Origin of the sequence: Erwinia sp. S38 (genome assembly GCF_016624545.1) — a bacterium.
Classification (GTDB): domain Bacteria; phylum Pseudomonadota; class Gammaproteobacteria; order Enterobacterales; family Enterobacteriaceae; genus Erwinia; species Erwinia coffeiphila.
Genome location: NZ_JACVTS010000001.1, coordinates 133,322 through 146,292 on the forward strand (window position 1 = coordinate 133,322; position 12,971 = coordinate 146,292).

13 protein-coding genes are annotated in these 12,971 nt (G+C 57.3%); 9 read left to right on the plus strand and 4 right to left on the minus strand.

What is annotated here, in order from left to right:
* The first annotated feature begins 12 nt into the window (after nt 1–12).
* The 6 genes from IBT46_RS00585 (at nt 13) to IBT46_RS00610 (ending at nt 4,507) form a co-directional block, all read left to right on the plus strand.
* Complete coding sequence (locus IBT46_RS00585; protein WP_200543097.1) at nt 13–1,101, plus strand: PTS glucitol/sorbitol transporter subunit IIB; 1,089 nt, start codon at nt 13–15, stop codon at nt 1,099–1,101.
* A 13-nt stretch (nt 1,102–1,114) separates the two neighbouring features.
* Complete coding sequence (locus tag IBT46_RS00590; protein WP_105592238.1) at nt 1,115–1,483, plus strand: PTS glucitol/sorbitol transporter subunit IIA; 369 nt, start codon at nt 1,115–1,117, stop codon at nt 1,481–1,483.
* 13 nt (nt 1,484–1,496) lie between these two features.
* Nucleotides 1,497–2,276 carry a sorbitol-6-phosphate dehydrogenase gene (srlD, locus tag IBT46_RS00595; protein WP_105592237.1) on the plus strand — a complete coding sequence of 260 codons (780 nt, stop codon included), beginning with the start codon at nt 1,497–1,499 and terminating at the stop codon, nt 2,274–2,276.
* A gap of 43 nt (nt 2,277–2,319) precedes the next feature.
* Nucleotides 2,320–2,682: a transcriptional regulator GutM gene (gene gutM / locus IBT46_RS00600; RefSeq protein ID WP_200543098.1), complete on the plus strand. Its 363-nt coding sequence runs from the start codon at nt 2,320–2,322 to the stop codon at nt 2,680–2,682.
* A 92-nt stretch (nt 2,683–2,774) separates the two neighbouring features.
* Entirely contained in the window at nt 2,775–3,542 is a 768-nt protein-coding gene (locus IBT46_RS00605; RefSeq protein WP_200543099.1) for a DNA-binding transcriptional repressor, read from the plus strand.
* A gap of 2 nt (nt 3,543–3,544) precedes the next feature.
* A complete protein-coding gene (locus IBT46_RS00610; protein WP_200543100.1) occupies nt 3,545–4,507 on the plus strand; it encodes a KpsF/GutQ family sugar-phosphate isomerase in 963 nt (320 codons plus the stop codon).
* Nucleotides 4,508–4,549: 42 nt separating this feature from the next.
* Here IBT46_RS00610 and IBT46_RS00615 read toward each other — a convergent pair whose 3' ends face one another.
* The 4 genes from IBT46_RS00615 to IBT46_RS00630 all read right to left on the minus strand — a co-directional run bounded on the left by IBT46_RS00615 (nt 4,550) and on the right by IBT46_RS00630 (nt 9,461).
* Nucleotides 4,550–6,028: a sugar porter family MFS transporter gene (locus IBT46_RS00615; RefSeq protein WP_200543101.1), complete on the minus strand. Its 1,479-nt coding sequence runs from the start codon at nt 6,026–6,028 to the stop codon at nt 4,550–4,552.
* A 111-nt stretch (nt 6,029–6,139) separates the two neighbouring features.
* The gene (locus IBT46_RS00620; protein WP_123331882.1) at nt 6,140–7,081 is read right to left on the minus strand and encodes a sugar phosphate isomerase/epimerase; all 942 of its coding nucleotides are present in this window, start codon (nt 7,079–7,081) and stop codon (nt 6,140–6,142) included.
* Nucleotides 7,082–7,090: 9 nt separating this feature from the next.
* Nucleotides 7,091–8,269, minus strand: a complete 1,179-nt coding sequence (locus tag IBT46_RS00625) for a Gfo/Idh/MocA family protein (protein ID WP_105592231.1) — start codon at nt 8,267–8,269, stop codon at nt 7,091–7,093.
* 268 nt (nt 8,270–8,537) lie between these two features.
* The gene (locus IBT46_RS00630) at nt 8,538–9,461 is read right to left on the minus strand and encodes a substrate-binding domain-containing protein (protein WP_200543102.1); all 924 of its coding nucleotides are present in this window, start codon (nt 9,459–9,461) and stop codon (nt 8,538–8,540) included.
* A 287-nt stretch (nt 9,462–9,748) separates the two neighbouring features.
* Between IBT46_RS00630 and IBT46_RS00635 the strand changes: the two genes are divergently transcribed.
* From IBT46_RS00635 to IBT46_RS00645, 3 genes are all read left to right on the plus strand, one after another.
* Entirely contained in the window at nt 9,749–10,771 is a 1,023-nt protein-coding gene (locus IBT46_RS00635; RefSeq protein WP_200543103.1) for a LacI family DNA-binding transcriptional regulator, read from the plus strand.
* 239 nt (nt 10,772–11,010) lie between these two features.
* Entirely contained in the window at nt 11,011–11,565 is a 555-nt protein-coding gene (locus tag IBT46_RS00640) for a TetR/AcrR family transcriptional regulator (protein ID WP_200543104.1), read from the plus strand.
* A gap of 202 nt (nt 11,566–11,767) precedes the next feature.
* Nucleotides 11,768–12,967 (plus strand): multidrug effflux MFS transporter, encoded by a 1,200-nt coding sequence (locus IBT46_RS00645; RefSeq protein WP_200543105.1) that lies wholly within the window; start codon nt 11,768–11,770, stop codon nt 12,965–12,967.
* The last annotated feature ends 4 nt before the right edge of the window (nt 12,968–12,971 follow it).

The following is a 12,971-nucleotide window of genomic DNA, read 5'->3' on the forward strand; positions in this document are numbered from 1 at the left end:
GCGGAGTAAACGATGGCTAACACGATTGAGATTAAAAAAGGCGAGAGCGGCTGGGGCGGCCCGCTGACTCTGACGGCTACACCAGGCAAAAAAATTGTTTATATCACCGCAGGAACGCGTCCGGCGATTGTCGACCGCCTGCGGGAAGTCACCGGCTGGGAAGCGGTAGACGGCTTTAAAGAAGGTGAACCACCCGCGGAAGAGATCGGCGTGGCGGTGATCGACTGCGGCGGCACGCTGCGCTGCGGTATCTATCCGAAGCGCCGTATTCCCACGGTTAACATTCATGCCACCGGCAAATCCGGCCCGCTGGCGCAGTATATCGTCGAAGATATCTATGTTTCCGGCGTGCGCCCAGGCGACATCAACATCGTGGCAGAGGGCGCGGCGGTTCAGGCGGATACGCTAGAGTCCGGCAGCGCGTCGGCAGCAACGAGTTCCACAGCCTCAGTAGCGACTGCCCCGGTTTCAGCTTCAGCATCGGCTGCTGCCTCTGCATCAGCGGCGGGTTCAGCTCCGGCAGCTTCCGGCGCGCGTGACTACGATACCAGCAAAAAAATCACCGAACAGAGCGACGGCCTGCTGGCGAAAGTTGGTATGGGTATGGGCTCGGTGGTGGCGGTGTTCTTCCAGGCGGGTCGTGAAACCATCGATACCGTGCTGAAAACCATCCTGCCGTTTATGGCGTTCGTCTCGGCGCTGATCGGCATCATTATGGCTTCCGGGCTGGGGGATTTGATCGCGCACGGACTCACGCCGCTGGCCAACAGCCCGGTCGGGCTGGTAACGCTGGCGCTGATCTGCTCCTTCCCGCTGCTGTCGCCGTTCCTTGGCCCGGGCGCGGTCATTGCGCAGGTGATCGGGGTGCTGGTTGGCGTGCAGATCGGCCTTGGCAATATCCCACCGCATCTGGCGTTACCGGCGCTGTTCGCCATTAACTCGCAGGCCGCGTGTGACTTTATTCCGGTCGGCCTGTCGCTGGCCGATGCGCGCCAGGAGACGGTTCGCGTCGGAGTACCTTCGGTGCTGGTTGGCCGCTTCCTGACCGGCGCACCGGCGGTCCTTCTTGCCTGGGCAGCGTCCGGGTTTATTTATCAGTAACAGGGGAGAGCGTATGAAAACCGTTTATGAATCCACGTTTGTCGCCGTCGGCGCAGAGGCCATGTCGGCGCTGGAAGACAACTTTATTATCACCTTCGGCGAAGGCGCGCCGGAGGATGTCGCCGAGTACTGCTTTATCCACCGCACCGATATTAACAACGGCGGCACGTTTGGCGCCGGGTCGGTGCTGGCTATCGGCGAGCAGCACTGGCCGGTGACCGCAGTCGGTGAAGTCGCGCGGGAAAACCTGCGCGACCTCGGGCATATCACCGTGCGTTTTGACGGCGCGGCTGAAGCCGAGTTTCCCGGAACCGTCCACGTCTCCGGCGCTGCGCCGTCGGCGATTGGCGCGGGCCAGAAGTTTCGTATGTTGAGTGAATAACCAGGAGAAAATCATGGATCAGGTTGCTGTAGTCATCGGTGGCGGTCAGACGCTGGGTGCTTACCTGTGCGAAGGGCTGGCGGAAGCCGGTTATCGTGTTGCGATTGCTGACCTTAATATTCAGAACGCCCGCCGCGTTGCGGACACCATTAACAGCCGTTATGGGGAAGGGCGCGCTGCCGGTTTTGAGGCGGACGCCACGAAAGAAGCCAGCGTGGTGGCGCTGGCCGCGGCGGTGGATGAAACCTTTGGCCGTTCCGACCTGCTGCTCTACAGCGCAGGCGTGGCGCGGGCGGCACCGATTACCGAGTTTGGGCTGAGCGATTTTGACCTGTCGCTGCAGGTGAATCTGGTGGGGTACTTCCTCTGTGCCAGAGAGTTTTCTAAGCTGATGATCCGCGACGGTATTAAAGGCCGCATCATCCAGATCAACTCCAAATCCGGTAAAGTGGGCAGCAAGCACAACTCCGGGTACAGCGCGGCCAAATTTGGCGGCGTGGGGCTGACCCAATCGCTGGCGCTGGATCTGGCCGAATACGGCATTACCGTGCATTCACTGATGCTGGGCAATCTGCTGAAGTCGCCGATGTTCCAGTCGCTGCTGCCGCAGTACGCCGAGAAGCTGGGCATCGAGCCGGAAGAGGTGGAGCAGCACTATATTGATAAGGTGCCGCTGAAACGCGGCTGCGATTATCAGGATGTCCTCAACGTGCTGCTGTTCTACGCAAGCGATAAAGCCGCCTACTGCACCGGACAATCGGTGAATATCACCGGCGGACAGGTAATGTTCTGATGACATACCGGCAGCTTCGGCTGCCGGTTCTGGAGGGAAGAAGATGGATCCGGTTAATACCTTAATTTGCCTGGCCGGAGTGGCCTGGCTGGGGCAAATCGCGCTGGGTTGGGTGCAAATCCGACGCTTTAACCAGGCGCTGGCCGACATGGCCGATAACGGCCACATCAGCATTGGCCGTTCCGCGGGGCGCTTTAAGCCTCGCGTGATAGTGGTGCTGAGCCTGGACGACGATCGTCGGGTGACCGGCAACTTCCTGATGAAGGGGCTGACGGTGTTCTCCCGGCCGCAGAGTGAAGGGGCGTTGACCGGCAAACTGGTCAGTGAAATCCGTCCCGAGATCATGTTTCCACGTAATAAATCCGCGCAGCAGGCGCTGGCATTAGCCATTTCAAATAAACGGTGATACCTTTCATTCTGAAAGATTAATCCTTTGCATCACGCGTTATGCCGTCCGGGGTGAAGAGGAACAGTTCAGATATTGCAAAGGACCGTTTTATGAAACCTGTACAGCGCCAGGCACAAATTCTCGATTATCTTCAGGATAGGGGACGCACCACCGTGGAGGAGCTGATAGCGCACTTCAATACCACGGGAACCACTATCCGCAAGGATCTTGCCCGCCTTCAGCAGGAAGGCGCGGTGATCCGTACCTACGGCGGCGTGATGCTGAACCGCGATGAAGGCGATCAGCCCATCGACAGAAAAACGCTGATTAACATAGAGAAGAAAAAGCGCATCGCCGCGCTGGCGGCAGGGCTGATCCACGAGGGCGACTCGCTGATTTTTGATGCGGGGAGCACCGTGCTGCAAATGGTGCCGCACCTGGCGCGCTTCAATAATATCACCGTGATGACCAACAGCCTCGGTATCGTCAACGAGCTGGTGGAGCTGAACAACGATCAGGTGATCCTGATGCCCGGCGGCACCTACCGCAGCACCTCCGCCTCGTTCCACGGCAGCCTGGCGGAATCCGCCTTCAGCCACTTCAGCTTTGATACGTTGTTTATCGGTGCCGACGGCGTGGAAATTACCGCTGGGGTCACCACCTTTAACGAAGTCTTTGCCGTCAGTCAGGCGATGTGCCGCGCGGCGAAGAAAATTGTGCTGCTGATCGACTCCTCCAAATTTGGCCGCCGCAGCCCCAACGTGGTGTGCAGCCTGGATGCGGTCGACGTGCTGATCACCGACAGCGAAGTGGCGGATGAAACCGTCGCCCAGCTGCGGGAAAAAGGGATTCAGGTCATTATTGCCGGGGAGAAATAACCGTGCGGGACATTTTATTAAACGCGGCGCGCGAGACGATTGCCACCGAACTCCAGGAAGCCGCCAGTCTGCCCGACAGGCTGAACGACGATTTTGTACAGGCCTGCATGATGGTGCACGGCTGCGGTGGCAAAGTGATTGTCAGCGGCATCGGCAAGTCCGGCCATATCGGCAGAAAAATTGCCGCCACCCTGGCCAGCACCGGCACCCCGGCGTTTTACGTGCATCCCGCCGAAGCGCTGCACGGCGATCTGGGGATGATTTCCGCCGGTGACGTAGTGATTCTGATCTCCTACTCTGGCCACGCCGCCGAGTTCGTGCGCATTATCCCGCTGCTCAAGGCGCTGCCGGTGGGGATTATTGCTTTTACCGGCAATGCCGCCTCGCCGCTGGCGCAGGCCGCCGACCGCTGGATCAATATTCACGTGGAAAAAGAGGCCTGCCCGCTGGGGCTGGCCCCGACCTCGTCGGCGGTGAATACGCTGATTATGGGCGATGCGATGGCGATTGCGCTGATGCGCGCCCGCAACTTCAGCGAACAGGACTATGCCCGTACCCATCCGGCGGGGAGCCTGGGCGCGCGCCTGCTGTGCCTGGTGGGCGACATTATGCGTACCGGGGAGAAAATCCCCCGCGTGAATGTTGACGCCACGATTACCGATGCGCTGTTTGAGCTGACCCGCACCGGGCTGGGGCTGGTGGCGGTCACGGGCGAGGACGGCGCGTTGAACGGCGTGTTTACCGACGGCGATCTGCGCCGCTGGCTGCTGAAGGGCGGGGTGATTGCCGCCCCGGTGAAGGAGGCGATGAGCACTCCGGGCTTTACGCTGCTGGCTTCCCAGCATGCCGCCGAAGCGCTGGCGCTGTTCCAGCAGCGCAAAATCTCCTCTGCGCCGGTGCTGGGCGAAGATGGCATGATTATCGGCGCGATTAACGCCCATGATATTCGCGAGGCGGGGATCTGATCTTATTCCGGCAGCGGCATTCTGCCGCCGCCTTACTGATTATCAGCCCGTCTGGCGCGCCGTTTTCTGGCGCTTCTGGGCTTTCATCACACGCTCTTCGTCATACTTATCACGCAGATAGTGCTCAATCTGTTCGAGGCTGCGGTTGCGGGTTTCCGGGATATATTTCAGCACGAAGATAATGCCGACGATGCCCACCGCACCATATATCGCAAAGGTGCTGGCCAGCCCGAACGATGCCAGCAGCACCGGGAACGACATGGCGATAATCACGTTGGAGCACCACAGAGCAAATACCGCGCCGCCCATGCAGATGCCGCGAATTTTCGCCGGGAACATTTCGGACAGCATCAGCCAGATCACCGGCGCGTAGGCACCCTGCATAAAGCACAGGAACAGCAGCATCGAGCCTAAGATCAGATAGCTGCGCAGCAGGTTGACCTCGCTGCCAATATGCTCCGGCATAAACGCCGAGATCGCCGCCAGCAGGAACAGGCAGCAGGTGCAGCCAATCTGCCCCAGCGCGGCCATTTTACGTCGCCCGATGTAGCCCAGCAGCAGAATGCCAATCATCACCATAATCACCGAAACGACGCCGTTGGCGATGGTGGCAAACAGCGCGGCGTTGGTGCTCATGCCGGTGTTTTGCAGGATAACCGGGGCGTAATACATAATGCTGTTCACCGCCGTTGCCGCATGGAAGAAGGCGAAGCCCACGCCGATCAGAAACACTTTGCGCATCCACGGCACCCGCAGGTCGCGCAGTGAACCTTTCTCCTGTGCCTGGGCGGTCATCGTCTCTTCGATCTCCATCATCTCCCAGTCCACGTCTTCCTTCGCCCGGGTGCGGTTCAGCACGTCGCGCGCTTCGGCAAAGCGGCCCTTCAGCGCGTACCAGCGCGGCGTATCCGGCATATACAGCATGCCGAACCACAGCAGCACCGCGGGCAGCGTGGCGATGCCCAGCATCCAGCGCCAGGTGTGTTCGCCACCCCAGATTTCGTTAAAGGCGAAGTTGGACATATAGGCCAGCATCTGCCCGGTGACGATCATCAACTCGCTGATGGACACCAGCTGCCCGCGCCGGTTGGCCGGGGCAATTTCGGCCAGGTAGACCGGCACCGTGGTGCCCGCGCCGCCCACGGCGAGGCCGAGTATTACCCTGGAAATCAGCATCACCTCCAGGTTGGGGGCCAGCGCCGTGCCGAGCGCGCCAACGGCGAAGATAATCGCCAGGATCAGAATGATTTTCCGCCGTCCCAGGCGATCGGCCAGGCTACCGGACACCAGCGCGCCGGTGGCCGCACCGACCAGCAGGGAGCTGGTGACCAGCCCGGTAGTAAAGGGCGTTAACTGCAGTTCCGGCCCCATAAACAGCAGGGCTCCGGAGATCACCCCGGTATCGTAACCAAATAGCAGGCCGCCGAGAGTGGCGATGGCGGTGATCACTTTAACTAAGGGTTCGGTCCGGGTTTTACTGTTAGGGCCAGATGCCGGATTTTTAGAGAGGTAATGTTCCAAAATTCACACTCCGGATAAAGACTGGGCTATGTGGTGTGGTTGTTATTGGCCAGTCGGGGATTGAAATGACGGATGCGGGTGGCCGCGCGCGGCGGCCACCGGAAAGCGGAACTACTGGCTGATGGTTTGTTGCAGCGCGGCGATCGAGGAGGTGACGCCCGCTTCCACCGACATGGTGAGATCTTCCATCTCCAGAGAAACCCAGTCGTTGTAGCCCATCATGCGCACCACCGAGAAGAACTCCTTCCACCACTGCAGATCCTGGCCGCAGCCGACGGCCACGTAGTTCCACGCGCGGTTGGCAACGTCTTCCACCGGTTTGGTTTCCAGCAGGCCGTTGATGCCGACCAGGCCGCGTTCCATACGCACGTCTTTGCCGTGAACGTGATGGATCGCCGGGCCAAGGGCGCGGGCGGCGGCAATCGGATCGGCACCCATCCACAGCAGGTGGCTCGGGTCGAGGTTCAGGCCGACCGTTGGGCCAACGGCATCGCGCAGGCGGAACAGCGTTTCCGGGTTCCACACCAGCATTGAACTGAAGTTTTCCAGCGCGAATTTCTCCACGCCGCACTCTTTCGCCCGGGCAACCAGCCCCTGCCAGTAAGGGATCGCCACTTCATTCCACTGGTAGTCGAGGCAGTTTTTCAGCGTTGGCGGCCAGCTGACGGTGTAGGTGATCCAGTTCGGGATGGTGTCCTGCGGGCTGGCCGGTGGCAGGCCGCTCATCATCACGATTTTCTTCACGCCAAAGTGGCCCGCCAGCTGTAACGCTTTATCGGTGTCGCTCTTATGGCGCTGGCCCAGTTCGCCCGGATCGAGCGGGTTGCCGGAAACGTTCAGTGCGGCGATCTGCATGCCGCGGCTTTCCAGCGCCTGAAGAACCTGCTGGCGCTTAGCCGGGCTGGCCAGCAGCTCGTCGGTGCGCAGGTGCGGGGCGGAAGACCAGCCGCCGGTGGTCATCTCCACGCCGGTCACGCCGAGTTCCAGCAGTTTATCCAGCATCGCTTCAAAGGGCAGGTGGCCCAGGCTGTCGGTACAGAATGATAATTTCATGATGGAACCTTACTCGTAGTTAACCCAGGTGGAGCCGTTGTCGGCGGAACGTACACAGTTTTCAATCCAGCGAACGCCTTCCAGACCGGCGTCGATATCGGGGTAGATCAGGTTTTCCAGCGTCTGACGATCGCCGCGCTGCTGTGCGCTGATGGCGATGGCGAATTTCAGGTAGATATTGGCCCAGGATTCGGCCAGCCCTTCGGTGTGCAGCGCGCCCAGGCGTTCGTCGGCCAGCGCGCTTTCATCGAGGTACGGCATGCCGTGGTGCATGGTCTGGGTCGGCTGGCCCTGAATTTCATACTTCAGCTCGCCCGGGTTGTAGTCGCTCCACTGCAGGCTGGCTTTGGAGCCGATGACGCGAATGAACTGGCTGTCCATAGAACCGGCGTTGATGGAAGAAGCCCACATGCGGCCAACCGCGCCACCTTCGTAGTGCATCAGCACCATGGCGTTATCTTCCAGCGGCGCGCGCGACGGGATAAAGCTCTGGCGGTCGCACAGCAGCGATTTGATATGCAGCTCCGGCAGCACCAGCTGGGAGATGTAGAACGTGTGGGTGGAGATGTCACCCAGCACAAACGTTGGCCCGGCAATTTTCGGGTCCACGCGCCATTTCTGCGCTTCGCTGAATTTGTCGGCGCTGTCGTTAGCGCTGAAGCCGTGGGTGTATTGCAGTTCCACCATGCGCACCTCACCGATTTCGCCGTTGGCAATCATCGCCCGCATCTGCATCAGCAGCGGATGGCCGGAGAAGCCGTAGGTCACGCCAACGATCAGTCCTTTTTCCGCCGCCAGCGCTTTGATTTCACGTGCTTCGGCGGTGGTGAAGAACAGCGGCTTTTCACAAATTACGTGAATACCGGCGTTCAGCGCGGCTTTGGTGATCTCATAGTGGGTGCCGTTTGGCGTGGCGATGGTCACCACTTCGATGCCGTCTTCGCGCTTCGCTTCTTCCGCCAGCAGCTGCTGGTAGGTGTCGTAGCAGCGCTCTGCCGCCACGCCGAGGTTGACGCCGAAATCGCGGCCGCGTGCGGCATCGATATCGAAGGCGCAGGCCACCAGCTGGTAGGCGGTGTTATCGCGCAGCGCGCCGCTGCGGTGCTTGTAACCGACCTGGCTCAGGCGGCCGCCGCCGATCATGGCCCAGCGCAGTGGACGTGGGATTTTTCTTTCGCCGTTAAGCATATCTGACTCCTGAATGTTGTTTTGCACCCGGGTGCAAAAAAGGACGTTATACGGGTTTCACAGACGGTGATAAGCGGTGTTGCTGTTGCTTGTCATGTGCTGCACTTTTAGAGATGGCGAAAATTAAGTCAATCGACCTGATGCAAAATTCACCATCCGGATCACAAAAATTCAACAAAATGCACCCGGGTGCAAAAACGGATCTACCGAAGGCAGACCCGCTGTGATATGGGCATTATCCGGGTTAAAAACAGGGAGATACGAGTGATTACTTCGTGTTTTTCTCGGTGAAACCGGCGTAGTTCTGCTTTGTCACCACTTCATAGGGGACCCAGTTGTAGGCTTCGGTCGGCTGTTTTTCCAGCATCACTTTGGTCACTTTTACCGAACCGATGGCCTGGCCTTTGGCATCCTGGAAGATGGTCACTGCCATTTCGCCATTCTTGATAAACTGTAATCCGTCCGGCGTACCGTCGATGCCCGCAACCGCGATGTTGCTGCGTTTTGCCTGGTTCAGCGCCATAATCGCCCCGATGGCCATTTCGTCGTTGTTGGCGGCAATCCCGTCGATCGCTGTGCCGTTCAGCAGCCAACTGGAGGTGACGTCAACCGCCTCGTTACGCTGCCATTTTGCGCTCTGTTTCTCGATAACTTTCATATCCTTATGCTTGGCGATCACCTCTTCAACCGCGCGAGTGCGCTCGCGGGCCTCTTCGGTGGAAAGTGCGCCCATCAGGATGGCCACGTTGCCTTTGTAGTTCATTTTTTTCGCCAGCTCTTCCATCTGCATTTTTCCGCTGAGCGCCGAGTCGGAACCGACGTAGGCCTGCATGCCTTCCAGCTTCACTTCCGGCTTGCGGTTCACAAAGATCAGCGGAATGCCGGCGCGTTTGGCGGCATCCATCGCCGGTTTAACCCCCTGAGTATCCACCGGATTGAGGATGATGGCATCCACGCCCTGGTTGATAAAATCGTCCACCTGCTGGATCTGTAACGCCACGTCACCTTTGGCATCGGAGAACTGGCCGTTCATCCCCTGGTTTTTCAGTTCGGCGATCATTTGCGTGCGAAGAATGGAAACGAAGTTTAAATCGAAGTTCGCCAGGGCCACGCCGACCTGATAGCTTTTGGCCTGGGCCTGGAACATAAACAGCGAGCAGAACATCAACAGCAGCACTTTGATATTTTTCATTTTTTTATTCCATATCATAAGGTTGTCGGCTGATTCACATTACGAGTGCAACCGGGTGCAAACAGAGGGGTACTCCGCCGAAGAAGAAATTTGCTTTCGCCGGGGGAGTGATGGAAATGTCTTCCACGCCTAAAAATTAGTCAATCACCGAAAGTGAAAATCACTGCGTTTGATCACACAAATTTAACATTTTGCACCCGATTGCATTTTGTTTTTCGATTTCTTTTCCGCCGGGTTTAGCGTTCAATGCAGAGGGCAGATTGGGCAAACTCTGAAACGCAGGGGCTATGACAACAAAAACTAAAATGCACCATAAAACTACCGCCAACGACGTGGCAAAGCGGGCCGGTGTGTCGAAATGGACCGTTTCACGGGCTTTTACGCCGGGGGCGTCGGTGTCCGACCGGGCGCGCGAAAAAGTGCTGGCGGCGGCAGGCGAACTGGGCTACAGGCCAAATCTGCTGGCGCGCAGCCTGTCGAAGAAGAAAACCAATATCATCGGTGTGGTTATCGATGAACTGAAAAACCCGCATCTGATGATGCTGCTGGACGCCGTTACTCGCCAGTTGCAGCGACGCGGCTGCATGGCGCTGACGCTGAATATCACCCCGGGAGAAAACTACACCTCGGTGATGACCATGGCTGACCAGCTGCAGGTGGACGGGATTCTGTTTCTCGGTACGCTGCTGACCGACGAACTGATCGCCGTAGCGCACGACATGCTGCATATTCCGCTGGTGCAGGTGTGCCGCAATAACGATGCGGATGATATCGATGTGGTCAATATCAACGGCATCCAGGCGGGGCGCGATATCGCTAACCTGCTGTTGCAGCAGGGATATCATCGCTTCGGCTACATGAAAGGACCGGATACCAGCAACGATCATTTGCAGCGAATGGAAGGCTACAGTGCGCGGTTGCAGGATGCGGGCCATGATGTCGGCGTGTTGCTGACCGCCGGGCATTACGACCGGCATTCAGGCTACCGGGCGATGGCCGACTATCTGCAATCGGTGCCCGCAGAGCAGTGGGTGGATGCGCTGTTTTGTGAGAACGATATTCTGGCGCTGGGTGCGCTTGAAGCCCTCAGGCTGGCCGGGCATCAGGGCGAAATCGGCATTGTTGGTTTTGACGATATCGATGATGCCGCTGCCGAAGGCTGGCAGCTGACCACGTTCAGCCAGCGTATTGATCTGCTGATTACCGAAGCGCTGAACCGGTTGATTGATGATCAGGCCACGCCGCAGGGGGAGTGGCGGAAAGGTGAAATACGCATCCGGCGATCCCATTTGAAGAATCGCCTGAAATAATCGTGTAAGACGGAATGTGATGTTTAATGTGCACATTCCGTTATTTCTTATAATCTCATTTTTCCGTAAATTAATTGTATTCAATGATTAAATATTATTTTCTGATGAGTGATTGCATCAGGGTGGATCGTTGTATTTCATTTGTCATCCACCGTAATAATATCGACTTTTATTAACGTTGGTAAGATTTTCGACGGAATGCTATGATCCGCGAAGTTTTTTAACGGGGTGTATTTAGCATGGCTGGCGAAACTCGAACTGTGGCAAAATTGAAGAAAAAAATTATCATTGATGCAACCATGAGAGTTTTGCGCAAGCAGGGTATAAACCAGTGCAATCACCGCGCCGTTGCCGAAGAGGCCGGGGTGCCGCTGGGATCGACCACCTACTATTTTAAGAGCCTTGACGATCTGTTAGAAGCTGCGATGCAGTCTTATCTTTCAGATTTCAAAGAAATAACAGAGAAGTGGTTCTCTCAGCATGCTGAGCTGCCACCTGCCGATATTGTGATAAAATTCCTCATTACCACGCTAATGGACAGGAAGCTTATCCATCACGAATATGAGATGTATGCTGCGGCGATATCCCGGCCTTCGCTTCGGCCACTCAGCCTCAGCTGGCTGCTGATTATCGAAGATATGATGTTGAAATACGTCACGGAAGATTTACTCAAATCAAAGCTCCTCTCCTCGATGATTGACTCGCTGCTGATGCGCAGCGTGCTGGAACCCGACAGCATTCTTTTTGACGAAGAAAATTTAGTCACGGCCATTCATCTGCTGCTTCATAAATGATTTTGTCATTTAACCCGACCTCTCACAGGATTTAAATAAAAAGACATCAGCAATGGTGTCTTTTTATTTTGCCAGCAAGGCATTTACCCGAAAAAAGTTGTACAAATGTACATGTTTAGTAAAATTGTCACCTCTTCCGGCGCAGTCTCTTATCGTGACCGGTTAATCCTGACTTTCACTAGCAAAAACTATGGGTGAATGAATGTCCGATGTAAAAACACATGATGCTGGCCGCATCAGCCCGGCGCTGATTGTCCTGCTCTCTTTGCTGACGGCGCTTGATGCGATGGCAATCGATATGTACCTTCCCGGCATGCCGGATATGGCCGTTGCGTTTAATACCGATGCGGGGCGCATGCAGCTGACACTGGCTATTTTTCTTGCCGGGCTGGCAATAGGGCAGGCGCTGTATGGTCCTCTGCTGGATCGGTACGGCCGCAGAACGCCGGTGCTGGCGGGAATGGCACTTTTTTCCGCAGCGTCCTTTGGCGCGGCGGCAGCGACCTCCGTTGAAATGCTGATTGTGATGCGGTTTTTGCAGGCGCTGGGCGCGTCGGCAGGACTGGTCAGCCCGCGAGCCATCGTCTCCGATCGCTACAGCGACGGCGAGGCGGCAAAGATCTTTACGATTTTGATGCAGGTGATGATGATCGCGCCGGTAGTGGCCCCGGTCGTTGGTGGCTACGTGCTGGGTCTGGGCGACTGGCGGCTTATTTTTATGATGCTTGGCGTGCTGGGGACGGCGGGTTTTTTCTGGTGTGCCGCATCGCTGCCTGATTCTCTGCCGCTGGCAAAACGCACGCCTTTGCATCCCCGGTCGATTCTGCGCGCCTATGCCGCAGTATTCAAAAACCGTCGCTATATGCTCTACACCATCGCCAGCGGCGTGGCGTTGGGCTCACTGTTCAACTACATCGCAACCTCGTCTTTTATCTTCACCCATTTCTATGCGCTCTCTCCTCAGTCGTTCAGCTATATCTTTGCGCTTAACGCGCTGGTCAGCATCGTTGCCGGTTTTATTAGCGTGTGGCTGTTGAACCTGGGGATGTCGGCCAGGGCGGTGACGATACTCGGTCTGGGGCTCCATGCTGGGATGGGGTTGCTGCTGGCGGTGGTGCTGGTGATGCATGGCGTCACGGCGGTGGGGTTTACCGTGATGCTGGCCGCTGCAATGGGGTCATTAGGCCTGATTTACGGCAATATTATGGCATTAGTGATGCAGAATGCCGGTAGTTCCGCTGGGGTGGCAGCGGCGGTAATGGGGGCACTGCAATATCTGATCTCATCGCTGATTGGCTATCTTATCAGCCTGTTTCCACAGGGCCCGTTAAGCCTGGCGTTGAGTATTCTGCTCTGCGGTCTGTTAGCCATCGCGCTCTGTACGCAGGTCAGAGACGCATAAAAAC